Source organism: Kribbella sp. NPDC051718 (assembly GCF_040681515.1).
Classification (GTDB): domain Bacteria; phylum Actinomycetota; class Actinomycetes; order Propionibacteriales; family Kribbellaceae; genus Kribbella.
This window is the reverse complement of the sequence record NZ_JBFAYZ010000004.1, coordinates 523,906-548,850: the sequence shown is the minus strand read 5'-3', so window position 1 is coordinate 548,850 and position 24,945 is coordinate 523,906. Positions and strand designations below refer to the sequence as shown.

General features: G+C 68.9%; 26 protein-coding genes. 16 read left to right on the top strand and 10 right to left on the bottom strand.

The genetic code is table 11. The features are described from left to right. Window positions 1-51 precede the first annotated feature (51 nt). From AB0M15_RS18160 to AB0M15_RS18140, 5 genes are all read right to left on the bottom strand, one after another. Window positions 52-729: a hypothetical protein gene (locus tag AB0M15_RS18160; RefSeq protein WP_363819681.1), complete on the bottom strand. Its 678-nt coding sequence runs from the start codon at window positions 727-729 to the stop codon at window positions 52-54. After that, a complete protein-coding gene (locus AB0M15_RS18155) occupies window positions 726-1,877 on the bottom strand; it encodes an L-histidine N(alpha)-methyltransferase (protein ID WP_363819678.1) in 1,152 nt (383 codons plus the stop codon). Before AB0M15_RS18155 ends, AB0M15_RS18160 begins: the two co-directional genes overlap by 4 nt. 87 nt (window positions 1,878-1,964) lie before the next feature. Next, on the bottom strand, window positions 1,965-2,165 hold the full coding sequence (locus AB0M15_RS18150; protein ID WP_343969179.1) for a cold shock domain-containing protein: 201 nt from the start codon (window positions 2,163-2,165) through the stop codon (window positions 1,965-1,967). A gap of 142 nt (window positions 2,166-2,307) precedes the next feature. Then, window positions 2,308-2,487: a hypothetical protein gene (locus AB0M15_RS18145; RefSeq protein WP_343969177.1), complete on the bottom strand. Its 180-nt coding sequence runs from the start codon at window positions 2,485-2,487 to the stop codon at window positions 2,308-2,310. After that, the gene (locus AB0M15_RS18140; protein WP_363819675.1) at window positions 2,487-3,866 is read right to left on the bottom strand and encodes a PspC domain-containing protein; all 1,380 of its coding nucleotides are present in this window, start codon (window positions 3,864-3,866) and stop codon (window positions 2,487-2,489) included. The genes AB0M15_RS18145 and AB0M15_RS18140 overlap by 1 nt, the downstream gene beginning before the upstream one ends. A 193-nt stretch (window positions 3,867-4,059) precedes the next feature. Between AB0M15_RS18140 and AB0M15_RS18135 the strand changes: the two genes are divergently transcribed. Continuing rightward, complete coding sequence (locus AB0M15_RS18135) at window positions 4,060-5,448, top strand: PspC domain-containing protein (RefSeq protein WP_363819673.1); 1,389 nt, start codon at window positions 4,060-4,062, stop codon at window positions 5,446-5,448. Continuing rightward, window positions 5,445-6,086, top strand: a complete 642-nt coding sequence (locus AB0M15_RS18130; RefSeq protein WP_328334195.1) for a response regulator transcription factor — start codon at window positions 5,445-5,447, stop codon at window positions 6,084-6,086. Before AB0M15_RS18135 ends, AB0M15_RS18130 begins: the two co-directional genes overlap by 4 nt. A gap of 3 nt (window positions 6,087-6,089) precedes the next feature. Here the strand turns inward: AB0M15_RS18130 and rpsR are convergent, their stop codons facing one another. Continuing rightward, a complete protein-coding gene (gene rpsR, locus AB0M15_RS18125; protein WP_343969169.1) occupies window positions 6,090-6,329 on the bottom strand; it encodes a 30S ribosomal protein S18 in 240 nt (79 codons plus the stop codon). Window positions 6,330-6,452: 123 nt separating this feature from the next. On the opposite strand from rpsR, the gene AB0M15_RS18120 reads away from it, so the two are divergent. After that, window positions 6,453-7,775, top strand: a complete 1,323-nt coding sequence (locus tag AB0M15_RS18120) for a C1 family peptidase (protein WP_363819669.1) — start codon at window positions 6,453-6,455, stop codon at window positions 7,773-7,775. 60 nt (window positions 7,776-7,835) lie between these two features. Here the strand turns inward: AB0M15_RS18120 and AB0M15_RS18115 are convergent, their stop codons facing one another. After that, window positions 7,836-8,537 carry an alpha/beta hydrolase gene (locus AB0M15_RS18115; RefSeq protein ID WP_363819668.1) on the bottom strand — a complete coding sequence of 234 codons (702 nt, stop codon included), beginning with the start codon at window positions 8,535-8,537 and terminating at the stop codon, window positions 7,836-7,838. Window positions 8,538-8,828: 291 nt separating this feature from the next. Between AB0M15_RS18115 and AB0M15_RS18110 the strand changes: the two genes are divergently transcribed. The 13 genes from AB0M15_RS18110 (at window position 8,829) to AB0M15_RS18050 (ending at window position 22,975) form a co-directional block, all read left to right on the top strand. Beyond that, window positions 8,829-10,856 (top strand): BTAD domain-containing putative transcriptional regulator, encoded by a 2,028-nt coding sequence (locus AB0M15_RS18110; RefSeq protein ID WP_363819665.1) that lies wholly within the window; start codon window positions 8,829-8,831, stop codon window positions 10,854-10,856. A gap of 96 nt (window positions 10,857-10,952) precedes the next feature. After that, window positions 10,953-11,060 (top strand): keywimysin-related RiPP, encoded by a 108-nt coding sequence (locus tag AB0M15_RS18105; protein WP_363819662.1) that lies wholly within the window; start codon window positions 10,953-10,955, stop codon window positions 11,058-11,060. 91 nt (window positions 11,061-11,151) lie between these two features. Continuing rightward, on the top strand, window positions 11,152-11,430 hold the full coding sequence (locus AB0M15_RS18100) for a hypothetical protein (RefSeq protein ID WP_363819660.1): 279 nt from the start codon (window positions 11,152-11,154) through the stop codon (window positions 11,428-11,430). A gap of 25 nt (window positions 11,431-11,455) precedes the next feature. Next, window positions 11,456-13,297 (top strand): asparagine synthase-related protein, encoded by a 1,842-nt coding sequence (locus tag AB0M15_RS18095; protein WP_363819658.1) that lies wholly within the window; start codon window positions 11,456-11,458, stop codon window positions 13,295-13,297. Next, the gene (locus tag AB0M15_RS18090) at window positions 13,278-13,535 is read left to right on the top strand and encodes a lasso peptide biosynthesis PqqD family chaperone (RefSeq protein ID WP_363819657.1); all 258 of its coding nucleotides are present in this window, start codon (window positions 13,278-13,280) and stop codon (window positions 13,533-13,535) included. The genes AB0M15_RS18095 and AB0M15_RS18090 overlap by 20 nt, the downstream gene beginning before the upstream one ends. After that, entirely contained in the window at window positions 13,532-13,951 is a 420-nt protein-coding gene (locus AB0M15_RS18085; RefSeq protein WP_363819654.1) for a lasso peptide biosynthesis B2 protein, read from the top strand. The genes AB0M15_RS18090 and AB0M15_RS18085 overlap by 4 nt, the downstream gene beginning before the upstream one ends. Then, a complete protein-coding gene (locus tag AB0M15_RS18080) occupies window positions 13,948-15,120 on the top strand; it encodes a cytochrome P450 (protein WP_363819651.1) in 1,173 nt (390 codons plus the stop codon). Before AB0M15_RS18085 ends, AB0M15_RS18080 begins: the two co-directional genes overlap by 4 nt. 10 nt (window positions 15,121-15,130) lie before the next feature. Beyond that, window positions 15,131-15,310, top strand: a complete 180-nt coding sequence (locus AB0M15_RS18075; RefSeq protein WP_363819649.1) for a ferredoxin — start codon at window positions 15,131-15,133, stop codon at window positions 15,308-15,310. Beyond that, window positions 15,303-16,490, top strand: a complete 1,188-nt coding sequence (locus AB0M15_RS18070; protein ID WP_363819647.1) for a cytochrome P450 — start codon at window positions 15,303-15,305, stop codon at window positions 16,488-16,490. The genes AB0M15_RS18075 and AB0M15_RS18070 overlap by 8 nt, the downstream gene beginning before the upstream one ends. Window positions 16,491-16,648: 158 nt before the next feature. Beyond that, window positions 16,649-17,665, top strand: a complete 1,017-nt coding sequence (locus AB0M15_RS18065; protein WP_363819644.1) for a cytochrome P450 — start codon at window positions 16,649-16,651, stop codon at window positions 17,663-17,665. Then, entirely contained in the window at window positions 17,662-21,123 is a 3,462-nt protein-coding gene (locus AB0M15_RS18060) for an ABC transporter ATP-binding protein (RefSeq protein WP_363819642.1), read from the top strand. The genes AB0M15_RS18065 and AB0M15_RS18060 overlap by 4 nt, the downstream gene beginning before the upstream one ends. After that, window positions 21,120-21,962, top strand: a complete 843-nt coding sequence (locus AB0M15_RS18055) for a YncE family protein (RefSeq protein WP_363819640.1) — start codon at window positions 21,120-21,122, stop codon at window positions 21,960-21,962. The genes AB0M15_RS18060 and AB0M15_RS18055 overlap by 4 nt, the downstream gene beginning before the upstream one ends. Further along, window positions 21,959-22,975: a GNAT family N-acetyltransferase gene (locus AB0M15_RS18050; RefSeq protein ID WP_363819637.1), complete on the top strand. Its 1,017-nt coding sequence runs from the start codon at window positions 21,959-21,961 to the stop codon at window positions 22,973-22,975. The genes AB0M15_RS18055 and AB0M15_RS18050 overlap by 4 nt, the downstream gene beginning before the upstream one ends. Here the strand turns inward: AB0M15_RS18050 and AB0M15_RS18045 are convergent. Genes AB0M15_RS18045 through AB0M15_RS18035 form a run of 3 tightly spaced genes read right to left on the bottom strand, consistent with a single transcriptional unit; the run spans window position 22,959 to window position 24,915 of the window. Continuing rightward, window positions 22,959-23,687 (bottom strand): PIG-L deacetylase family protein, encoded by a 729-nt coding sequence (locus AB0M15_RS18045; protein ID WP_363819635.1) that lies wholly within the window; start codon window positions 23,685-23,687, stop codon window positions 22,959-22,961. The two genes, AB0M15_RS18050 and AB0M15_RS18045, sit on opposite strands and share 17 nt — an antisense overlap. Next, window positions 23,684-24,319: an ATP-dependent Clp protease proteolytic subunit gene (locus AB0M15_RS18040; protein ID WP_363819632.1), complete on the bottom strand. Its 636-nt coding sequence runs from the start codon at window positions 24,317-24,319 to the stop codon at window positions 23,684-23,686. The genes AB0M15_RS18045 and AB0M15_RS18040 overlap by 4 nt, the downstream gene beginning before the upstream one ends. Beyond that, window positions 24,316-24,915 (bottom strand): ATP-dependent Clp protease proteolytic subunit, encoded by a 600-nt coding sequence (locus AB0M15_RS18035; protein WP_363819630.1) that lies wholly within the window; start codon window positions 24,913-24,915, stop codon window positions 24,316-24,318. The genes AB0M15_RS18040 and AB0M15_RS18035 overlap by 4 nt, the downstream gene beginning before the upstream one ends. Window positions 24,916-24,945 lie beyond the last annotated feature (30 nt).

The following is a 24,945-nucleotide window of genomic DNA, read 5'->3' as shown; positions in this document are numbered from 1 at the left end:
TGACCTCCCGTGGGGCGGGGCAATAACGGTCCTGTCCGAAAGCGTAGATGCTCAGGGGGTCGGGAGGCGGGCCAGCAGGGTTTCGAGCATTTCGCGGGTGGCGGCGAAGTAGCTGTTCTCGCGGGTCAGGGCGCGGTGGAAGGCGGCCAGCTCGGCGGCGGAGATGGTGTTGGAGAAGGTGCTGATCTCGGTCAGGTCGAGGCGGCGGTTGAACAGGTGGACGGTGTCACGCCAGCGGTGCAGGAGGGTGACGAGCTCGGCGTCGCGGTGCCGGCCGAGGGCGCCGGAGACGAGCGCCAGGTCGACCGCGGAGACGACGAGTCTCGGGTAGACCTGCCGTTGGGTGGGCGTCTTCGGGGTGAAGCGCTCGTCGGACAGCAGCCGGGTGTTCTCCTGCAGCTCGTCGGCGACAGCCCGCAGTACGCCGGTACGCCGCTCAGCCTCCGCACTGAGCCGCTCGACGAAGATGCCGGTCAACCCCGCGACCAGCGTCAGCGAGTTGACCGCCGGCTCCCACCGACTGTTGTCCGGCCAGAAAAACCAGATCACCCCCAACACGAACGCCACCGCCAGCAACCCATAGCTGACCCACGTCACCACCACCCGCCGATACCCAGCCCACCGCGCATCGCTACGTGTCACCCGCAACGCCGCAGCCAGCAGCCGCAAGCGAGCGAGCACCCGCCACCGCGCCCGCCTGACCGGAGTACCGACGGGGTCTTCGGTCATTGAGACCAGATGTCTTCGGCTAGGAGGTTGGGGATCTCGGCGCCTTCGGGGGCCAGGAGGAGGAGGTCGAGGCCGAAGGGGCTGGGGCGGCGGGTGTAGCGGAAGCCGGAGTGGGCGTGTTCGATGGCGGTCAGGCCGCACTCGGCGGTGAGCTTCTTCAGTCGCTCGGTGGAGAACTTCCGGGTGGTGTAGAGCAGGATCGTGTCGTTGGGCTTGAGGGTGACCTGGGTATGGTCCGGCAGCCCCATCGCCATCGGCTCCGAGGTGTTGTTCTGCCAGACGATCTTGACCAGCAGCGCGTCGTCGGTCTCCACCTCGCCGCGGTAGTCGATCAGCCCGTCCTCGATCCGCAGATCGGTGTTGTAGCGCAGCGCGCTGGTGACGAACTCGGCGAACATGCGGGTCTGCTGGTACTCGTCGGCCGCCGCATCCGCCGCCGTCTGGTCGAGGCTGCTCGTGCTGGCGACCTCGAGCAGCAGCCGGTCCTGCGGGCGCAGCACCCGGGTGATCGTGCCGAGCAGCTCCAGATCGCTCTCGAAGTTGGCCAGCGTGTTGCCGGTCAGCGTGAACAGGATCGGCTCGTCGCCGACCAGCCGGGCCAGCATCTGGCCGAGCTCGTTCATGTTGTCGGCGATCGAGAAGTCGAGCTGCACCGGCAGCACCTGTGACATCGGGAAGCCGAGCCCACGTACCGGCTCCAGCGTGCCCATCCGGAGCATCTCCGAGCTCATGTCGACCGGGATGTAGAACATGTCCCGGTTCTTCCGGTACATGTCGGCCAGGATCGTCCGGTCCTTCACCCCGGTACCGACGCCGAGGCTGACGAAGTGGAAACCGGTGTTGTCGGTATGCGGCCGGACCTTGCGCCAGTGCCGCAGGAACGACTCGGCGCCGGCCTTCATCACCAGGTAGAACGGGTCGTTGGTCGCGTTCGACCAGGCGATCGTCGGGCCGATTCCCCAGTACGAGAAGCCGGAGGTGATCTGCTTGCCGTCGCCGGTCTCGGAGTGCGGTCCACGCAGGTCGCCGGTCAGCGTCGCGAGCTTGTCGGTCTGGTCCTCGCCGACCAGCATCAGCGACCAGTTGAAGTCGTCGTCCTGGAGCGCCTGCTCGAGCTTCCGGATCACGTGCACCGGCTCGTCGGTCACTTCGTTTCCCCTCCCACAGTGAGAGGTCAGGTTACCGGTTGCCCACGCTCCGCGCAGGTGTGGAAAAGCGCTGTCGCGCCGCTCGCCTCAGAGGGTCTGGACCGCGTCGGCCTCGCGGCCCTTGGGTCCGTCCACCACCTCGAACTCGACCTGCTGGCCGTCCTCGAGCGTCTTGTACCCGTCGGTGACGATCTTGCTCCAGTGGACGAACACGTCGTCCTGGCCGTCCACGGCGAGAAAGCCGTAGCCCTTGTCGGCGTTGAACCACTTCACGGTGCCGCGCACCATCACAACTCCTGTTGACCTTCAACGGAACCCGCTGACCGGGCCCCTCGGGTGCCCGGCCACCGGTGAACCGGTTGATCGAGCGGTCAACAAGACTAACCCAGCGGTTGTCGGCGCCGTGTGAGGATCAGCCCCAGTGGACTGATCAGCCTCGGTGGGAGGCGGCGAGGCCGATGATGCCGGCCGCGACCAGCAGCAGGGCGGCGGTGAGGCCGACGTCGTCGGTCTGGACCACGCCGTTGTCGTTGAGGATCCAGATCGAGGCGCCGCCGGTCAGCACGGTGCCGGCGATGATGCCCGGGACGTCCGGCTTGATCTTCCTCATCAGCGCTCCACCTTGATGCTGCCGAGCTTGACGTGCAGGTCCAGCACCACGCTCTGCGGGCTCACCTTGCCGTCGACGCCCAGGTCGCTCACCGCCATGTCAGCAGTGTGCCCACCCTTGACCTTGCCGAAAGCATCGACCTGGCCGGTGTCGGCCTTCACGGTGCCGGTGACGTCGACGTTCGGCGGCAGCTTGACGACGACCTCGCCGGCCCCGCCCTCGACGAACACCTCGGCGCCGGGCTTGAAGACCGCCTTGGTCAGGTCCAGCTTCACCGAGCCGGCGTCGAACCGGTACGTCGTACTGGCGGCGTCGATCGAATCGGCGGGCGTGGCGACGAAGTTCACGCTGGCGATGTCGCGTGGGACGTGCGGGAAGACCGTGCTGGCTGCGATGCCGAACGCGAGCAGGATCCCGAGTGGCAGCAGCCCGATGGTCTTGCCCAGGAATCCACCGATCAGCATGCCGGCGCCGAGGGCGGCCAACCCGATCACCAGCATCGTGGTGGTCGGTGCGCCGGCCAGCCAGGCGATGGTGATCGCGGCGGCGGACAGCAGGACGACCACTGGCTTCACTCCGCGGTACCCCTTGACCGGGGGAGCAGCGGGCGGTCGGGCGGCCGCGGTGGTGGTGGTCGGGGGCTCATCGACGTACAGGCCGAGGGGGTCGTCCTCGGTCCAGACAGGCTGGACCGGCTCGGTCACCCGGTCCTGGGGCCGCTGGGTGGCAGCGGACGGCTGGTCCGCGGGGGGAGCTTGTGTACCGGTCTGGTCGGTCGGTCGGTTTGCTGCGCTCCACTGGGCTGCCTGCTGGGCCCATTGGGTGCCGTGATGGCCGCCGTGCTGCTGTGCCCGCTGGATGTGCCGCTCAGCGTGGCGCTGGACGCGCTCGACCGTGCGCTGGGCCCGCTCGGCGCTGCGCTCGCCCCAGGCGGCGTTGCGGTGCCCCCAGTGGCTGCGGCCCTTGCGGCGGAACACGAACAGCCAGAGCAGCCCGAGCACCACCAGTGGTCCGGGGATCAGCTTGCCGAAGTTGAAGGACGACATCAGCGCGATGGCGGAGAACACGCAGACACCGATCACCACGGGCCACAGCCACGGGTGATCGGGCCGTACCCGGTCACCGAGCACGCCCTGCGCGGCGGAGCGGTCGCTGCCCTCGTCCGGCATCAGCACCCAGGCCGCACCGTAGAAGATGATGCCGGGGCCGCTGAGGATCAGTACTGCCATCACTACCCGGATCAGCACCGGGTCGACGTTCAGTGCGCGGCCCATGCCGCCGCAGACGCCGGCAAGCATCCGGTCCGACCGACTGCGGCGCCAGCTCTGCACGTCCTTCAGCTGGTCGCGGTCGAATCCCCCGCTCGTGTTCTGCTCCATGAGATCGATAGTGTCCCCTTCCGGGCGGCGGCAACATCGGGGATCCCCCTTTGCCGACCCCGGGTCGCCACTCGGCCACGGTCGGCTAGGGGTTCTCCCCGGGCCGACCCTGAGCGCAGCGGGTGACCGTTGAGGAGTCAGCCGGGGAGAAGCCTGCTGGTGTGCGGCCTGCTGGCATGTGACGATCGTGGGGATGACACAACCAGCTGCAACCGCGCCTCCGGGCGGGTCCTCGGGCCCGGTCGGCGGTTCGTATGCCCCGGGGCCGCAATTCGGTCCCCCTGGAGCGCAGCAGCAGCCGCCGCCCGGCACCGAGCCCCCGCCGATACGCCGCGCCTACCGGCGAGCCGAGGGCCGCGTATTGAGTGGCGTGGCCGGCGGCATCGCTGACCACCTCAACGTGTCCGACACCGTGGTCCGCCTGGTCTTCATCGGCGCGACCGTGTTCGGCGGCTTCGGCGTACTCATCTACGCAGCCCTGTGGTTCCTCATGCCGCTCGAGGTGTCGACCGGCCCCAACGCGCCCGGTCTGGCTGCGGCGACCCGGAACGGGATGCGGCCCGAGACGCCGGTGCCGCCGATCGCGTCGCCGACCAAGGAGCGGCGCAAGGAGAAGAGTCGCGGCCAGCTGACCGCGCTCGTCGTGGTCGGCATCGGTGTGCTTCTGCTGCTCAACGTGGCCGGGTTCGGGGTGGCCGGCAAGATGTTCTGGCCGCTGGTGTTCGCCGGGACCGGTCTGGCGCTGATCTGGCGGCAGGCCGACGAGGGCCAGCGCAACGCCTGGGTGGGCAAGGCTCCGACGCTCAACACGTTGTTCGGCAAGGGTGGCTGGAAGTCGGTCATCCGGGTAGCGGTCGGGCTGATCCTGATCGGGACCGCGGTCACCGTGTTCCTGGTGCAGAACGGCCGGCTGTCGATGGTCGGCGACGTACTGGTCGCGCTGCTGCTGGCAGTGGTCGGTATAGGCGTCATCGCGGGGCCGTGGGTGCACCGGCTCAGCCGGGACCTCAACAACGAGCGTGCCGAGCGGGTGCGGTCGCAGGAGCGCGCCGACATGGCCGCGCATCTGCATGACTCGGTGCTGCAGACGCTGGCCCTGATCCAGAAGCAGGCGAACGATCCGCGGGCCGTAGTACGGCTGGCTCGGTCGCAGGAGCGCGACCTGCGGTCCTGGCTCTACGACGAGGACGACAACACCGACCAGACGCTGGCCGGCGCGGCGAAGCGGGCCGCTGCCGAGGTGGAGGACTCCCACGGCGTACCGGTCGAGGTGGTGACGGTGGGCGACTGCGACCTGACCGAAGGACTGTCGGCGATGGTCCGGGCCGCGCGCGAGTCGATGGTGAACGCCGCCAAGCACTCCGGAGCTGACAAGATCGACGTGTTCGTCGAGGTGGACGGGGACCGGGCCGAGATGTTCGTCCGGGACCGCGGCAAGGGCTTCGACACCGACGGTGTGCCGGAGGACCGGCTCGGGCTGCGGCACAGCGTGATGGGCAGGATGGAACGGCACGGCGGCCGCGCAACGGTGCGGTCGAACCCGGAGACAGGCACCGAAGTGCGACTGGAGATGGACAGATGACGCAGAGGCGAGTGGTGGTCATCGACGACCACGACATGTTCCGGGCAGGCGTGCGCAGCGAGATCGGTGCGTCGGTGGAGATCGTCGGCGAGGGCGCGGACGTGGAGTCCGCGGTGAAGGCGATCGTCGGCACCGAGCCGGACGTGGTGCTGCTCGACGTCCACCTGCCGGGCGGCGGTGGTATCGAGGTGATGAAGCAGGTGCACCAGCGGCACCCGGAGATCAAGTTCCTGGCGCTGTCGGTCTCCGACGCGGCCGAGGACGTGATCGGCGTGATCCGGGCCGGCGCCCGCGGCTACGTCACCAAGAACATCAGCGGCACCGAACTGGTCGACGCGATCGGCCGGGTCGCCGACGGTGACGCGGTCTTCTCACCGCGGTTGGCCGGCTTCGTCCTGGACGCCTTCTCCGGCGCCATCGACATCGCCTCGGTCGACGAGGACCTCGACCGGCTCTCCCAGCGCGAGCGCGAAGTCCTCCGGCTGATCGCCCGCGGCTACGCGTACAAGGAGGTAGCCCGCGAGTTGTTCATCTCGGTCAAGACCGTCGAGACCCACGTCTCCTCGGTGCTGCGCAAACTCCAGCTCTCCAACCGCCACGAACTCACCCGCTGGGCGACTGACCGCCGCCTGGTCTGAAAGTCAGCGGCCGCCGGTGGAGGCATAGGGCAGCAGGGCCATCTCGCGGGCGTTCTTGATGGCCCTGGCTACCTGCTTCTGTTGCTGGACGGTGAGCCCGGTGACCCGGCGCGAGCGGATCTTGCCGCGGTCGGAGATGAACTTGCGGAGCAGAGCGGTGTCCTTGTAGTCGACGAACTCGACCTTGTGGAGCGGATTCTGCTTCGGCTTGCGGGGACCGGCCGGCTTGCCACGTTGTGCCATCGTCACACCTTACCTACTATTGACAACCGTTTTCAACTAGCTTGGCGAGTTGTGGCCAGGGCACAGATTCGCCACCCCGACAGGGGCGCAGCAGGCTTTGGGACTGTTATACCGTCGACTCTCATGGAGCGGAATCTCACAGCTGAACAGCTCGCGCTCTTCGAGAAGGAGTTCGCGTCGAACCCGCAGTACCGGGTGATGCAGAACGCCGTCACGGAGACGCCGATCGCCAAGATCGCCCTGGATCGCCAGATCGTCACCTCGATCGACCATTCCGTGTCGAACCTGCTGGACGACTGGAAGGTGACGAACCAGAAGAAGAGCGGCCGGTGCTGGCTGTTCGCCGGCCTGAACCTGCTCCGGGCCGGCACCGCCGCCAAGCTCGGCGTGAAGGACTTCGAGTTCTCCCAGAACTACCTGCTGTTCTGGGACAAGTTCGAACGCGCGAACTTCTTCCTCGAGGCGATGATCGACACCACCGATCGCGACGTCGACGACCGGACCGTGGCGCACCTGCTGTCCGACCCGATCGGTGACGGCGGCCAGTGGAACATGTTCGTCGCGCTGGTCCGCAAGCACGGCCTGGTGCCGAAGACCGCGATGCCGGAGACCGAGAGCTCGTCGGCGACCGCGCAGCTGAACGACTCGCTGCGCAAGCTGCTCCGCCAGGGCGCGCGCGACCTGCGCAAGATCGAGGGCGCCGAGGCACAGCGCGCGCACAAGCAGGAGCTGCTGACCACGATCCACCGGGTGCTGAGCATCCACCTGGGCACGCCGCCGCAGAAGTTCCTGTGGCAGTGGAAGGACAGCGACAAGGGCTTCCACCGGGACGGCTGGACGACGCCGGCCGAGTTCGCCGCGGCGTACGTGACGCTGCCGGTCGACGAGTACGTCTGCATCGTGCACGACCCGCGCGAGTCCAGCCCGACCGGCAAGACCTTCACCGTCGACTACCTCGGCAACGTCATCGACGCGCCGCCGGTGGTCTACCTGAACGTCGAGATCGACCTGATGAAGCAGCTCACCCAGGACGCGATCGTGGCCGGCGAGCCGGTCTGGTTCGGCTGTGACGTCGGCAAGCAGATGTCGGCCGACCTCGGCTACTGGGACGCCGCGCTGTACGACTTCGGCGCCGTCTACGACACCGAGTTCTCGCTCGACAAGGCCGAGCGGCTGCTGCACCACGAGACGCTGATGACACACGCGATGCTGTTCACCGGCGTCGACCTGGTCGACGGCAAGGCGCGCCGCTGGCGGGTCGAGAACAGCTGGGGCGACGAGAAGGCCGACAACGGCTTCTGGACGATGAACGACTCCTGGTACGCCGAGCACGTCTTCGAGATCGCCGTCCGCAAGTCGGCCCTCCCGGCCGATCTGCAGGCCCGCTTCGACGAGGCTCCGATCGTCCTGCCGGCCTGGGATCCGATGGGCGCCCTCGCCGACTGATCGCCAGCACCACCTGTACTTCCGAACGGCCGGCGCTCGATGCGCCGGCCGTTCGCCATCTCACCCGTCGAGCGAGGCGCGGATCAGCGCCGTCATCTCCGCCGGCCGCTCCAGCGACGGCAGATGCCCGGCCCAGGCCAGCTCGGTGTGCTCGACGTTCGGCAGTAGCTCACCCAGGTACTCCGCGCAAGCGCCGAAGAACTTCAGTTCATGCGCCCCGGTGAAAAGCCGGATCGGCGCCGGGATCCCGCCGACCTCCCATTCGTCGGCGTCCACCTCGCCCGCCGCCACCTGCACCTCGAACGCGTGCCGCTGCATCACCCGCACCAGTTCACGTGCCGCGTCATCCGCCTCGGGCCCCACCGACGTCCGCACGTTGAGCTCCGTCGCCCCCTCGACGTCCCCGGCCTCCAGCAGCGCGTTCTCCTCCGCCGCAAAGGCTCTGAAGTCATCCGTCGGCACCACGTTGTCTGCCGGCGGTGACATCAGCACCAGCCGCTCGAACCGCTCCGGCGCCCTGCTGGCCGCCTGCAACACGACGTACGCCCCGTAGGACGACCCGACGGCCTTCGTGCTCGACACCCCCAGCTCATCGAGCACCTCGAGCACGTCCGCGGCATCGGCGTACTTCGCCCCGGCCTCGAGCGGCGTCTCGCCGTACCCGCGCAGATCCACCGTAATCACCCGATGGTCGGCCCGCAGATCCTCGACCTGCCGCTCCCACATCCGCGCATCACAAACCCCGGCGTGTACCAACAGCACAGCCGGTCCGTCCCCAACCACTCGATGAGAAATCACCCCTGGAGCCTCCCGCTCCACCCCTGTCCACCGCAAATCCTTTAACCGGTCGGGCCCCGGAAGCCCTTGTTTCTCAGGGGTTTCTCAGGGCTGGGTCATGCTCTGTTCGCCGTCTGTTCAAGTGCCCGGGCTACTCGGGACCGGCTTATTGCAGGCTGATCGAAAAGAGGCCGGAGAGGACCGCTGATCGGGCATAGTCGCCAGGGCCGGGGACTTTCGGCCCTGGTGGGGTTCAGAAGGGACTGGGGGTTCCTGGTGACGATCCGGTTCGCACTGCTCGGCCCGTTGCGGGTCGATCGTGCTGGACGGCCGGTGCGGATTCGCGCCGCGAAACAGCGGGCGCTGTTGGCTGCGCTGCTGGTGTCGGCGCGCCGGGTGGTACCGGCGGAGGAGTTGATCGACCGGTTGTGGGGAGGCGACGAACCGTCGGACGCGCGGCGGGCGTTGCAGATCCACCTGAGCAGGCTGCGCACGGCGCTGGGCGATCCGGATCTGATCCGGACCGAGCAGGACGGCTATCTGATCGAGGTGGCGACCGACCAGCTCGACATCCTCGAGTTCCGCGAGCTGATGAGCCGCGCACGGTCGGCCGGCCAGCTCACCGGCGAGGCTGAGTTGGTACGCGCCGCGCTGAGCCTGTGGACAGGACGTCCGCTGGCCGACATCGCGTCGGACTCCCTGCAACGCGATGTCCTGCCACAGCTGGAGGAGGAGTGGTTCCAGGCCTTGCATCGGCGCTTCGACGTCGAGCAGGCGCTCGGGAACCACCAGGACGTCATCGGCGACCTGCGCAACCTGGTCACGCAGTACCCGACCCGCGAGCGGTTCTGCGCCCAGCTGATGCTCGCGCTCTACCACTCCGGACAGCAGGTGGAGGCCCTGGAGGCCTATCGCAAGGTCGAGCAGACCCTTCGCGAGGAACTCGGACTGGACGTCGGCGCCGAGCTTCGTCAGGTGCAGCAGCGCGTCCTGAGCCAGGACATCGCGGCGGTCGTCGCGCCGGTACTGCGAGACGACGTCTGGCCGACGCCGTACCAGCTCCCCGCGGGGACCATCGACTTCGTCGGCCGCGAGGAGCCGCTCAAGCACCTCACCGGGCTCTTCGCCGAGAACAGCCCCGCAGTGCGGATCGCGGCCATCTCCGGCATGCCAGGCGTCGGGAAGAGCGCGTTCGCGGTACATCTCGCGCAGCAACTGCGGCCACGCTTCCCGGACGGCCAGCTGTACGTCCAGCTGCACGGCCAGATCGAGGACCGGCTGGCCGACGTACTGGAATCGTGCGGCGTGCCGCGTACGGCGATCCCCGACGGTCTGGACCAGCGCGCTGCTGCCCTCCGCGCCGCGCTGGCCGACCGGCGCGTGCTGATGCTCCTGGACGACGCCACCTCCACCGAGGACGTCCTGCCGTTCCTCCCCGGTACGCCGACAGCGGCCGTGGTGGTGACCAGCCGGTCCTTGCTGGCCGGACTGGCCGGCGCGCATCAGGTCCGGCTGAACCCCTTCGATGACGACGACGCGGTCGAGCTGCTCGGCCGGATGACCAGCCCACAGTGGATCGCGGAGCAGCGCGCCGGTGTGGTCCGGATCAACGCGGCCTGCGGAGGCCTCCCGCTCGCGCTCCGGATCGCGGGCGCGCGGATCCTGGCCAGGCACCCGGCCAGTGTGGAGTCGTTCGCCGACCGCCTGGTGGAGCGCCGGATCCTGTCCGAGCTGACGATCGACAACCTGGGCGTCCGGACGAGCCTGGAGGAGACGTACCGAGGGCTGGATCCGACGGCTCAGCAGGCGTTTCGGCGTCTCGGCCCGCTCGGTACGTCCGGTGTGCCGAGCTGGGCAGCGGACGCCTTGTTCGCGGACCTGGCCGACGAGCACCCGTTCGACCTGTTGGTCCAGGCCAACCTGCTCGTCTCCACAGGTCTCGACCCACTCGGCGTACTCCACTATCGGCTGAGCCCGCTGCCGGCCGCGTTCGCCGCCGAGCTGGCCGCGGACGACCCGGAGACAGCTCTGGCTGCCAGCCGCTATCACGAGGTCCAGCTGGGTTTGGCTGAGCTCGCGTTCGGTGACAAGACCGCGGCGATGGGCCTGCCGGTCAGCGAGTCGGTCCGGCGGCGCGTGCAGGAGAACCCACTCGGCTGGGTGATCGCGGAGAAGGAACAGTTGTCCGCGACGATCATGCGTTGTTTCCGCAGTGGCGAGTACGAGGTCGCCGTCCGGCTGGGCGATCTCGTCGTACCGGCGCTTTTCGAGCACTGTGAAGAAAGCGGCCGACGGGCTTCTTGATCCGCACCAAGAAAACGAAGCCCGGACGAAAGCGGGCCGAAAGCCCGGCTGAATAGAGTTTTTCCAACAGCCGAGCACGGTGGGGAGGTGGAGAAAATGCGTGAGTACGAGCGCCCGACCCTGATCGAGGCCGGTGACTTCGGTCAGGAGACCGCGGGTTCCGGTGGACACAACTGGGAGTGGATCGACGCCTGGGGGTGGTGAACCACCTTTCCCCGGTCTGAGGTGGTGGGCGGCGAACCCTAGTCGCCGCCCACCACCGGCATCTCACCACACGAGCGTGAAAGGAACCACCGTGAAGAAGCTTCTGCTCAGTGGCGTCGCCGTCGTCGGCGCCGTCCTGTCGCCGCTGGCCGTGGCGGCCCCCGCGAACGCCGCACCGGCGCCGCAGGCGCGCACGGTCCAGACCAGCACCGACTCGACCCTCGGTTTCTGGGCCGACGTCGCCTACTTCGCCACGATGGGCGACTGCATCGGCGCGGGTGAGTTCGGCCGTGCCCGCGGCACCTGGTCCGCCTACAACTGCAACGTGGTCCCGCGCAAGGGCGTCCTGCTGCGCGCCTTCTACAACTGAGCGTCGCCGTCCGAGGAGGATCGTCGTGAACTGGTTCGTGGTCCTCCCGGACGCCGACCCCGGCGAACTGCTGGCCACCCGACTGGCCCGCCGACTGGCCGCCCAGCCCGGCGCCTCCGGGTTCAGCGCCTCCCGGTCCGGCGCCGCCTCGGCCCGGGTGGATCATCCATCCGGCCGGCCCTGGATCCTGACCAGTTGCCCTGAGCAACTGACTTTCGGTCGAGCGGGCCACAAAGCCGTCGCCCTGATCGGCGAACACTCGCTCCCGGAGTCCGTGCTCGAGACAGCAGCGGACCGCCTGCGCGACCACGATGCGCGGCACGATTTCCCCGGCAGCTCCCACCTGATCACCGCCATCGGCGACAGCGTCGGCATCCGCGGCACAGCCTCGGGCTTGCGCCGCGTCTTCACCGCCACTGTGGACGGTCTCCCGATCGCCAGTGACAACGCCGCCGTCCTCGCCGAGTTGCTGGACGCATCCATCGACACGACCCAGCTCGCCACCCGCCTCCTCTTCCCCGGCGCCCCCTGGCCACTTGGCTGGCAACCTGTCTGGCCGGCCGTACACGCCGTCAGACCGGATCACTTCGCCGTACTACGTCCCGCCGGCCCGCCCCAGGACCGGCGCTGGTGGCAGCCGCCCGAGCCCCGACTCGACCTGAAACAAGGCGGCGAGGCACTCAGGCAGGCCCTGATCGAAGCGACCAAAGCCCGCCCCGTCGAAGGCCGGACCGTGGTGTCGCATCTCAGTGGCCTGGACTCCAGCTCGATCTGCTCGCTGGCCGTCCACGAAGGCGCCGAGGTGGTCGCGCTGACCGCCGCCCAGCCGGACGCGATGGACGACGACGTGGCCTGGGCCGGCCGTACCGTCGCCGCGCTGAACGAGTCCGAGCATGCCGTCAAGCACGACGTGATCCCCGCCGACGAGTGCCCGCTGGTGTACGACGGTCTGCTGACCACCGGTGATCGTTTCGACGAGCCGTTCCTCTACGCCCACAACCGGGGCCGGTTCGTGCACATCCTCGAGCGCGGCGAGCAGTACGGACCCAGCCTGCACCTGATGGGATTCGGCGGCGACGAGCTCTGCGCTCCGGGCCCGGCCTGGCTCGCCACGATGGTCAGGCAGTCGCCGCTGACCGGTTGGAAAGCCGTTCGGTCCGCCGCGGCGAAGCACCGGATGCCCTTGTCCCGGGCGGTCCGCGGGCTCGTCCGGCATCGGACCTATGCCGACTGGCTGCGCGCCGCCGCGGCCGAGCTCGACCAGCCCAAACGCCGTGAGCTTTACCTCGGGTGGAGCACGCCACCGCTACTTCCCGGCTGGGTGACGCCGGAGATCGTCGAGGCCGTCCGCGGGGACCTGAGTGCGGCGGCCGGCCCAGGACTTGCCGACGATCGCGGACTCCACCACAACCTGGCCGCCGTGTACTCCGGAGCGCAGGTGGCCCGCGGATTCCTGCAGCTCGCCGCCGGTCAGGGTGTGGCGGCCGCGGCCCCGTTCTTCGACGACCGGGTGCTCGAGGCGGCCCTCTCGGTGCGGATCACCGCCCGCCACCAGCCGGCGGCGTACAAGCCGTTGCTGGTCGAGGCGATGCGCGGGATCGTGCCGGACGCCACGCTGCGCCGGGTGACCAAGGCCGAGACGGCCGCCGCGGCGGTGCTGGGCAGTCGAAGGCATCGGGACCAGATCGTCGGCGCTGTGCAGGACTCGCGGCTGGCGCGGCTCGGCGTGGTCGACGCGGATCGGCTGCGGGCGGTGGTCGCCGGCCCGATCGACGTCCAGACCGCGCATCGCAGGCTCGAGCCGACCCTCGGCTGCGAGCTGTGGCTACGCAACCAGGAGGAGAGCCGTGTACAGCTTGGCGGATGAGCACTCGGTGGCCCGGACCGACTACGGCGTCGTACTGCTGAACGAGGCGACGGGCAAGTTCTGGAATCTCAACCCGAGCGGCGCGTTGGTGCTCGACGCGCTGCTCGGCACCGGCACGGTGGAATCCGCGGCCGAAGCCGTGATGGCCGAATTCGCGGTGGATTCCGAGATCGCCACCGCGGACGCTTCCGCGGTGCTCGAACAATTACTCGCCGCCGGAATTCTGGTGCCCGCATGAGTATTTCCCAGGTGATGCCGGAAAACACCGTCGGCAATTTGCGCACCAAGTTGGCAGCAAAGGTCGCGGTCGCCGTTGCGCGGTCGCTGGCCAAGAAACCGCCGAAGAAAATCCAACGCGTTCTGCGGCTGCTCTCGAAAGGCGCCCGCCCGGCTTCGTACGCCGAGGCAGCCCGCGCCCGAGAGGTGGTGGTCGCCACCAGCCTGGCCTGCACCGGACCGGAAGGCTGCCTGCCGAGGTCGATCGCGACGGTGGTGCTCTGCCGGCTCCAGGGGACCTTCCCCACTTGGTGTGCAGGCGTCCGGGTGACACCGCCGTTCGGTGCGCACGCCTGGGTCGCCGCCGAAGGGCGTGACGTCGAGGAGCCGTACCCACCCGGCTATCACCGGGTCCTGCTGAAGGTGGAACCGCGATGAAGTTTCCGATGGCGCGCACCTGCCCGTACCAGCCACCGCCCGAGTACGCCGTACTCCGGGAAGCCGGCCCGATCACCAAGGCGCAACTGTTCGACGGACGGATGGTCTGGGTCGTCACCGGTCACGCCGAGGCGCGGCAACTGTTCTCGGACCCGCGGTTGTCGGTCGACCGGTCGAACCCGGACTACCCCCGGCTGGCGCACAGCCCGGTCGATCCGGCCGCGATGAAGGCGGTCCAGACCTTCGTCGACATGGACGAGCCCGAGCATGCCGAGCACCGGCGGATGGTCGTCGGCAGCTTCACGGTGCGGCGTACCAGGGCCCTGCGGTCCGCGATCGACGCGGACGTGGAGAAGCTGGTCACCCGGCTGCTCGTGCTGGGTCCGCCGGTGGACCTGTTCGCGGAGTTGGCCGTGCCCTTGTCGGCCAAGGTGTTCGCGCGGCTGTTCGGCGTACCGGCGATTCAGGCTGGGCGGTTCCATGACCTGATGCGGCTGGCGGCCGAGCGGATGACGTCGGGCAAGGCGTTGTACCAGATCCAGGAGTCCTTCGATCGTCGGATCACCGAGCTGGCTGAGGGTCGCGAGGAGCTCGGCGACGATCTGCTCAGCACCCTGGTGGCCGGGCCGTTGGCGAACGGCGAGCTGACCCCGAAGCAACTGCTGAACATGTGCATGACGCTGCTGGTGTCAGGGCACGAGAACACGTTCAACCTGATCGCCCTCAGCGTGCTCACCTTGCTGGATCATCCGGAGAGCCGGTCGGCCCTGCGTGACGATCCGGCGGCCGCGGTCGAGGAGTTGCTCCGGTACCTGTCGATCGCGGACACGGTGCCGCGGCTGGCCGTCGCGGAGATCGAGATCGCCGGTGAGCTGATCCAGCCCGGTGACGGGGTGATCCTGCCGGTCGCTGCGGCCAACCGGGATGCGGCGGCATTCCCCGATCCTGACCGGCTGGAGCTGGGGCGGCCCGCGCGGCACCACCTTGCCTTCGGGCACGGCGTACATCAGTGCCTTGGGCAACATCTGGTCCGGGAGGTGCTGGAGGCGACGGTGATCGGGGTGTTCGGACGGTTGCCGCGGCTGCGGCTGGCGGTGCCGGGGGACGAGATCCCGGTGCGGGGCGCGATCGGCGTACAGGGCATCAGTGCGTTGCCGGTGACTTGGTAGAGGAGGCTGGATGATCAGCGCGGATCGTGACGTCTGTGTCGGCGCGGGCCAGTGTGTGCTTGCGGCGCCGGCGGTGTTCGACCAGGACGAGGACGGGCTGGTGGTGGTGAACGCGCCGGACAGTTCGGACGACGAGGCGGTGCGGGATGCCGTGCATCTGTGTCCGGCGGGGGCGATCCGCCATGGCTGACTTCCCGATGCCGCGCGGGACGTGCCCGTTCGGCCAGCACCCCGGTTATGCCGAGGCCGCCGCGCAGGGGCCGTTGACCAAGGTGTCGATGGCGCACGGGCAGATCGTCTGGTTCGTCGCCGGGTACGCCGAGACGCGGGCGCTGTTCGCCGACTCGCGGCTGTCCGTCGACCGCACCAATCCCGGCTATCCCGGCTCGGCCGGTGCGACTGCCGAGCAGTTGGCGAACATGGCGGAGACGCAGAGCTTCAACCAGTTGGACGATCCCGAGCATGCGGCGTACCGGCGGCTGGCCATCCCCAGCCTCACCGTCCGTCGCGTCAAGGAGCTTCGTCCTGCCTTGCAGTCGGCGGTCGACGCCATCGTCGACGACCTACTCGTCGCGGGACCGGTCGCCGACCTGGTCCCGGCGCTGGCGGTCCCGCTGCCGTCGATCATGCTCTCGCTCCTCTACGGCATCCCGGCCGAGGACCGCCCGTACTTCGAGCAGCGGGTGCGCCAGGCCGCGACCGATCGCCGTTTCGGCGGCCGGGCGCTGAGCGAGCTGAGCAGCTACCTCGATCGGCTGCTCGAATCGAAGGACGGGGATGGCGCCGACCTGCTCAGCGGGCTGATGAGTGGCCGGCGAGCCGACCTGGTCACGCAGCGACGGGTACTCAACCTGGCCCTGCAGACGCTGGTCGCAGGCAACGAGTCGACGCTCAGCATGCTGGCGATGGGCCTGCTGTCATTACTTGCCCACCGCAACCAATGGACCGCGCTGGTCGCCGACCCGTCTCGTGTGCCCGCGGCCGTGGAGGAGTTGCTGCGGTACCTCTCGGTCGCCGACAGCGTCCCACGGGTCGCCCTGTCCGACGTCGAGATCGCCGGTGAGGTGATCCGGGCCGGCGACGGCGTCCTCCTGGCCACCCCCGCCGCCAACCGAGACCCCCAGACCTTCGCCGATCCGAACCAACTCGACATCACTCGCTCAGCCCGCCACCACGTCGCCTTCGGCTACGGCATCCACCAATGCGTGGGCCAGAACCTCGCCCGAGCCACGCTCGAGATCGCCATCACCACGCTGGTGACCCGGATCCCCGACCTGCACCTGGCAGTACCAGCAGAAGAGATCCAGATCGACGGCGGCGTAGGCGTCCACCGAACCACCCGCCTCCCCGTGACCTGGACCCCGCAATGACCGGGCTGGACGATGACGGGGGTCGCGGGCTGGGTGGGGGCGCTCCGGTGGTGGGGTTTCCGATGCCGCGCGGCTGCCCCTACCATCCGCCGGCCGGCTATGCCGGCCTTGGTGGGCCGCTGGCTCGGGTGAGGCTGGTTAGTGGGCAGGAGGCTTGGGTGGTGACCGGGTATGCCGAGGCCCGCGCGCTGTTTGCTGATCCGCGGTTGTCGGCTGATCGGGCTGATCCGGACTATCCGGAGCTGACGGGGCGGCGGGCCGATCCCGCGGCGATCCGGGAGGTGCGAACCTTCGTCGAGATGGATCAGCCGGAGCATGGTGAGCATCGGCGGATGGCGATACCTAGCTTCAGCCTGCGACGGGTCCAGGCGTTGCGGCCGCGGATCGAGCAGGCAGTGGAGGAGTTGCTGGACCGGATCGTGGCGACCGGGCCGCCGGCTGATCTGGTGGAGTCGCTGGCGTTCGACGTACCGGCCTTTCTGCTGGCCGAGATCTTCGGTGTGCCGATGGAGGATCGGCCGGCGTTCACCGCGGCGGTGAAGGAGAAGAACGGCGCTGGGCTGCCAACACTGGCACGCTACTTCGACCAGCTTGCCGAGACCGGACAGGCCATAGACGGGTTGCTGGCGGACTTGCTCGAGCGCGACGAGTTGGATCGGCGGCAGGTGATCAACCTGGCCATGATGATCGTCGTCGCGGGGAGCGAGACGACCGCGAACGCGATCGGCCTAGGCACGCTCGCGCTGCTCGACCACCCGAGCCAGCAAGCCAGACTACGAGAGGATCCGGCGGCCGCCGTCGACGAGTTACTGCGGTATGTGTCGATCGCCGACACCATCCCGCGAGTGGCGATCGCAGACATCGAGATCGCCGGCACCACGATCCGGGCCGGTGAGGGCGTCGTCCTGAGCACAGCGGCCGCCAACCGTGACGAGCAGGCCTTCCCGGCTCCGGACGAGCTGGACCTCGGGCGCGGAGCCAGGCATCACGTCGCCTTCGGCTACGGACTCCACCAGTGCCTCGGACAGAACCTCGCCCGTACAGCGCTGGAGATCGTCTTCACCAGGCTCTTCGACCGCCTGCCGGGCCTGCGTCTCGCAGTACCGTCGGCTGAGTTGCCCGTCAAGGGAGCGGTCGGCCTGCAGGGGATCACCTCGCTACCGGTGACCTGGTGAACTGGCTGGGCCGGCTGGCCGTCGTCTGCCGCCACCACCTCGGTACTGCGCTGCTTGCCGTCGGGGCCGCAGTGCTCTTCGCCGGAGTGGCCGCTGCGACCCCGCTGATCGCACGACAGGTCGTCGACGAAGCAGTCGCCGGCGGTACCAACGGCCTGCTCCCGCTGCTCGCCGGTCTCATGGTGATCGCGCTCGTCCGCTTCGCCGGCTCGTTCCTGTCCCGGTACGCCGCCGACCGGCTGGGGGCCGGCGTCCAGCATGACCTCCGCCGGGGAGTGTTCGCCGTCATCCAGCGGTCCGACGGCGGACAGCAGGACCGGCTGCGGGGCGGTGACGTGATGTCCCGGATGACCACCGACCTGCAGGTCGTCTACGGACTGGTGTGCGCGCTACCCCTGACCCTCGGCACCATCGTGCTCGCCCTCGTCGCCTTCGCAGTGATGGCAGTACTGCAGCCACTGCTCGCAGTGGTCGCTCTGGTCGTGCTGATCCTGGTAGGGATCGTCACCGCTCGGTCGGGCATGACACTGGCGGGAGCGAGCCGCACAGCCCAGGAGCAGGCCGCCGAGTTGGCGCATCAGGTCGACGAGACCGTGGCCGGAGCACGGGTGGTGAAGTCCTTCGGGCAGGAGGATCGGGAGATCGCCCGCTTCCGGCGGCGGGCACGCGACCTGGTCCAGGCCAGGCTCCGGGTGGTCCGGCTCACCTCACGACCCTCGTTCCTGCTGGCGGTACTGCCGGGCCTCGGCCAGGTGGGGATGCTCGCCCTCGGCGGCTGGCTGGTGATGCAGGGCCGGATCAGTGTGGGCACCTTCCTGGCGTTCTCGACCTACATCGCCATCCTGGTCGGGCCGATCGGCACGCTGTCGGCGACTGTACTCACGATGCAGTCGGCCAGAGCAGCGGCTGAGCGGGTGTTCGAGCTACTCGACTCCCAGCCCGAGGTGGTCGAATCCGAGAGGGCGGTAGAGGTCGCGCCCGGGCCGTTGTCGATGGAACTCGACGCGGTGACCTTCGGATACCGGCCTGATCAGCCTGTCCTGGACGGGGTCTCGCTGTCGGTGCGGCCGGGCGAACGGGTCGCACTGGTCGGTACCGCGGGATCGGGGAAGTCGACGGTCTCCCTGCTGCTCTCGCGCTTCTACGACGTCCAGGCCGGTACTGTCCGGATCGGCGGTACGGACGTCCGCGAGCTGCAACTCGCGAGCCTGCGGTCGGCGATCGGGGTCGCCTACGAGGACGCCTTCCTGTTCGCGGACACGGTCACCGCCAACCTCACCCAGGGGCACCCGTTCTCGCGGGCGGAGGTGGAGGCAGCAGCACGCGGCGCCGCCGCCTACGACTTCGTGATGGCGCTGCCAGAAGGCTTCGGCACAGTGCTCGGTGAGCGAGGCCTGACCTTGTCAGGAGGTCAGCGCCAGCGGCTCGCGCTGGCCCGGGCCCTGCTGACCGGTGCCAGGATCCTGATCCTCGACGACGCAACCTCGGCCGTCGACACAGTGACCGAGGCGTCGATCAACACTGCCCTGGTCGAGGCGACCCGCGGCCGTACGACGCTACTGGTCACGCATCGACGCTCCACCCTTGCGCTGGCTGACCGGGTCGTCGTACTGGACCAAGGCAAGGTGGTGGACGAAGGGACGGTCGCGGAGCTGGACCAGCGCTGCACGCTCTTCGCCTCGCTACTGGATGGGGACGTCGCCGAGCAGGCCAAGGCCCCGGCGTCTACTGAGTCGCCACTGGTCGAGGATGCTGAGCCGGATCATCAGGTCGGACACTGGTTGCGGCCCGCGCGATGGGGCCTGGCATCGGCCGGCGCACTGATGGTGCTGGAGGCGTTGGCAGCTCTTGCCCTGCCCACCCTGATCAGCCGGGCTCTCGACCACGGCGTGCTCGCCGGTAGGTCGCAGGTCCTCTGGGCCCTTGCTGCGTTGGGATTCATCGTCGTCGGAGTACAGGGGGCGGCGGTGGTCGGCCGGAACCTCGTCAGCGCGGCCGCTGTCGAGAAGACCTTGTACTACGTGCGTCTGGGCATCTTCACCCGACTCCAGCGGATCGGACTCGAGTACTACGACCGCGAGCCCGCCGGCCGGATCATGACTCGCTTGACCAGCGATCCGGCGATACTGGGCATCTACCTGCCGACTGCTCTCACCGGGGTGGCCGTGAGCCTGCCGACCGTGGTGGGCGTCGGCGTGATCCTGCTAGCCACTGACCTGCCGCTCGCGCTGCTCACACTGGGACTGCTGCCGCCACTGGTGATCACTACGTGGCTCTTCCGTCGTACGAGCCTGGACGCGCACACCGAGGCCGACCGCAAGGGTAGTTCGGTCAATGCCGATCTGCAGGAGAACCTTGCCGGGGTACGGGTCTCTCAGTCCGGCAGTGCGACCGCCCGGGCGACAGCAGGCTTCGTGCGGCGCAGTGACGAGTACCGGCGATCCCGGTTGCGGGGACGGCGCTACTTGGCCGCGTGGGTGGCCGTGATGACTTTGCTGGTCGATCTGGCCCAGGTGGTCGTGTTGGGAGCCGCCGCCGGTCGCTTGGCGGCCGGAGGTCTGACAGCCGGAGTACTGATCGCCTTCCTGCTCTACCTGAACCGGCTATCGGCGCCGATCCAACAGCTGTCGAGCTTGCTCGACTATCACCAGCAGGCGCGGGTCGCGCTGCGGCGAATCGGCGAGGTGCTTGCCACCCCGGTCACCCCGTCCGGCGAACGGGCGGTGTCGGGCAGGCTGCGGGGAGAGGTCGAGCTGGTCGACGTCGGCTTCTCCTACGGTGACAAGCCCGTGTTGGAAGGAATCTCACTGCGGATCGAAGCCGGGGAACGGGTCGCGCTGGTCGGCGGCACGGGAGCGGGCAAGTCGACGCTGGTGAAGCTGCTGGCGCGGTTGTACGACCCGACCAGCGGTGCGGTGCTCGTCGACGGGGTCGACCTGCGGCGGTACCGGCTGACGGAGTACCGGCAGCGGCTGGGCGTTGTACCGCAGGAGGTGCAGCTGTTCAGCGGGTCGGTGGCGGACAACATCAGGTACCCCCGGCCGGGTGCGTCCGACGAGCTGGTCGAGGCCGCGGCGCGCAAGGCCGGGGCGTTGCCGATGATCGCTGCCCTGCCAGGCGGCTTCGGCCAGCCGGTGGGAGAGCACGGCCGTGGACTGTCCGCCGGGCAACGGCAGTTGGTCGCGCTGGCCCGGGCGGAGCTGGTGGATCCCGACCTGCTGCTGCTGGACGAAGCGACCGCCTCCCTGGACGGTGGGACGGAGAGCCTGGTGCTGGCCGGGTTCGAGCGGCGTACGACCATTCTGGTTGCGCACCGGCTCGCCACCGCCGCTCGGGCTGACCGGATCGTCGTTCTCGACCGGGGACGCATCGTCGAGGTGGGGAGTCACCAGGAACTGCTTGCTGAGAAGGGGCACTACGCGCGGCTGTGGTCCGCGGGAACGGTGGACGCGGCATGAAGGAGTCGCTGTACGTGGCGAGTCTGCGCACGGGTGAGGTCTACGTCCTCGACGTACCGGGCCGGGAGTTGGTCGGTATCATCCCAGTCGGCGGTCGCCCGTACGGCGTCGCGGCGGCGGCTGACCGGATCTACGTCACGGACTTCGGCGGTACGAGGATCCAGGTGATCGATCCCGCGGCGGGACAGGTCACCGGCTGCGTCGAGGTCGCCTCGGCGCCTGGCGACGTGGTGGTGGCGGGCGACCGGATCTACGTGACGAACTACCACGGTCACAGCGTTTCGGTGATCGAGCGCGATGAGGTCGTCGCCGTGATCCCGGTCGGCCGGAATCCGGCGAAGGTCGGGGTGGGGGACCGGGTCTACGTGACGAACTTCGAGAGCGACGACGTGTCGGTGATCGATCCGCAGACCTGCCGGGTGATCGCGACGATCCCGGTCGGCACCCATCCCAACGGTGTCGTGGTGGCACCGGACGGTCGTGTCTACGTCTCGAACTCGGGGCGCGGCGAGCGGCGGGTCTCGGTGATCGATGGCCTTGAAGTGGTCGGGAGCCTGCCTGTTGGCGAGGGTTGCTTTGGTGTTGCCCTTGGCAACGAATGTCTCTATGCGGCGAACTACTACGACGACTCGGTGACCGTGCTCGACCCGGTCGGCGGCGGCTGCGAGGCGGTGGTGCCGGTGGGGGTGCGGCCGGAGAACGTCGCCGCCGGGCGGAGCGAGGTCTTCGTGGCGAACACCGGTGACCAGTCGGTGTCGGTGCTGGCGGGGGCCGAGGTGATGGCGACGATCGGGCTGGCGAGTGTCCCTGGCGGGCTCGCGTACTGGAGCGGGCCATGAACCGGCCGTCGATGGCGGTGACCCTGCGCGGCTCGGCCGGTGGCTTGCCGGTTTGCGTCGTGTTCCTCGGTACGGCGGTCGGGCGGATGTGCATCGTGCCTTATCTGCAAGAGGTGCTGGGTGCGCCCGCCGGCGAGGTACGGGAGATCGTGGATCCCTTCGACCTTGCCGAGGCCGACGGTGCCGACCTGGTGGTGGTCGAGGGCAGTGCCGAGCAGGTGTGGGAGCTGCCGCGCGAGGGGTCGGTGGTGCTGCCGATGCACGTCCACATGGTGACCGAGTTGCCCGCGTCGGTGGCTGAGCTGGACTCGATGATGCCGCGCAAGGAGCGGGCCCGGGTGCGGCGGCAGATCCGCGAGCACGGCTACAGCTATCGGGTCACCGAGGACGAGGCCGAGTTCGGCTGGTTCTACGAGCAGATGTACGCGCCGACGATGCTGGCACGGCATGCGGACAACGCGCGGTCGGTCGGGGCTCAGGAGGCGTTGGAGCGGGTGTTCCGGCAGGGCAATCTGCTGCTGGTGTGTACGGAGGACGGGCCGGTCGGTGGGACGGCGAACTTCCTGGACCGGGAGCGCGGGCAGGTGATGGGGCGGCTGGTCGGCGTACTGGGTGGGGATCCGGAGCACTTCCGCAACGGCGTTCTGAAGGCCACTGGTCGGTACCTGCTGGAGTGGGCCTGTGAGGCGGGGTATCGCAGCGTCGACTTTCAGGGGTGCGAGCCGTTCCTGCGGAGCGGGACGTTCCAGGCGAAGGTGTTGCTGGGGGCGACGGTGACGCACGCGCCGGGGCTTTCGGCGTACCGGCTGTGGTTGTCGGCGCAGACGGACAGTCCCGCGACCCGGGCGTTCCTGCAGGCGAATCCACCGCTGACCTGTACGCCGGCCGGCGGCTTCGTCGCGACGCACTTCACCGATAGCGCAGTACCGGCTCCGCTGTCGGCCACCGCCCATCGCGGGATCGAGGCGACGCAGGAACGGCCGCTGGACGAGTTCCTCAGCCGAGCCGGATGACGGTGAAGGCCTCGGCGTAGTGGGTCTCGGGGAAGCCGGCTCGGGTGGCGTTGTGGTTGAGCATGGTGCGGACCCGGGGGATCAGCGTGTCAGGGTCGGCGTGCTGGCTGGTGTGGGCCATCACGGCGGCGAGCTTCTGCTCGACGGTGTCGGTGATGTCGACGTAGTGGTTGAACTCCGGGTGCGCGATCAGCCAGAGCTCGCCGACCGTCCACGCCTCCTCGGTCAGCTCGGGGTAGGCGAACGGGTTGCCGGCGGCCGGGAAGAACGCGCGGACGGTGGCCTCGCCGGCAGCCAGGTGGTCGGGGTGCGAGGCCGGCAGCCGGGACCAGTTCCGCTCGGGCGACTGGCAGAGCAGCCGTTGCGGGCGGACCTGGCGGATCACCCGGGTGATGTCCCGGATCACGTCCTGGGTCGGCTCGAGGTACCCGTCCTGGTAGCCGAGGAAGTGCAGGTCGTGAACCCCTACCTGCGCGGCCGCGGCGGTCTGCTCGGCCCGGCGGACCAGGGGCATCTCGGCGCGATCGCGGTCGGTCTCGAACCCGCTGGCCTGGCCGTCCGTCACCATGCAGTAGCTGACCTCGATCCCCGCCTTGGTCCACAGCGCGACGGTGCCCGCGGCCCCGAAGTCGACGTCGTCCGGGTGCGCGGACACCACCAGTACTCGCTCGATTTCGCTGTCAGGACGGGGATTCGCAGTCGGCACAGTCACGCGGTGACTGTAACTCCCTCCTTGATCAGAGCAGGAGTGCGCTTGAGGTTTCGGTGCTGGATCACCTCGTCGGCGATGCCGTAGTCGCAGGCTTCCTGCGCGGTGAGGACGTGGTCGCGGTCGGTGTCGTGGCGGAGGCGCTCGATCGACTGCCCGGTATGGGCCGCCAGGATCGCCTCTTGCTGGCTGCGGACGCGGACTAGCTCGTCGGCCTGCAGGATCAGGTCGGGGATGGTGCCCCGGCCGCTCGCACCGGGCTGATGCAGTACTACGCGCGCATGCGGCAGGATCGCCCGCTCGCCAGGTGCTCCGGCGGCGAGCAGTACTGCGCCCGCGGCGATCGCCTGGCCGACGCAGAACGTCGCGACGGGCGCGCTGATGACCTGCATGGTGTCGTAGATCGCGAGCATCGCCGTCATGTCACCGCCCTCGCAGTTGATGTAGAGGTTGATCGGGCTCTCCGGCTTGTCCGCCTCGAGGTGCAGCAGCTGGGCGATCAGGGCGTTGGCGACGCCGGCGTCGATCGCAGTACCGAGGTAGATGATGCGCTCGGTCAGCAGGTGCGAGTAGACGTCCATGATCCGCTCGCCCCGCGGGTGCGGGCTGATCACGTTGGGGATCATGTAGCTCATTTGCTCGCTCCTACCTGAGTGGGCATCACCTGGGCGAAGTTCTCGACGATGTGGTCGATGAACCCGTACGTCAGGGCCTCCTCGGCCGTGTACCACCGGTCGTGCAGCGAGTCGTCGAAGACCGTCTCGATCGGCTGGCCGGTGTCGGCCGCGACCAGGCGGAGCACGGTGTCGCGGATGTGCCGCAGGTCGTTCGCCTGGATCTCGATCTCCACCGCGGAGCCACCGATCCCGGCCGACCCCTGGTGCATCAGCACTCGCGCATGCCGGAGCGCGAAGCGCTTGCCCGGCGTACCGGCCGACAACAGGAACTGCCCCGCACTGCAGGCCAGCCCCAGCGCCAGCGTCGACACATCACACGGCACCAGCCGCATCACGTCCCGGATCGCCAGCATCGACGGCACCGACCCACCGATCGAATGGATCCACAAGGACACATCCGCCTCCGGATCCTCAGCCGCCAACGTCAGCAACTGGGTCGCCAGCAGCGTCCCGTTGTCATCGTCCAACTGCCCGTCCAGCACCACCACCCGCCGCCGCAACAACCCCAGCCGGGTCTGCTCACTGAACATCGGAACTTTCGTCTCATCCGCCATGCCTCCCACCATGGCCACCCACGGACCCCC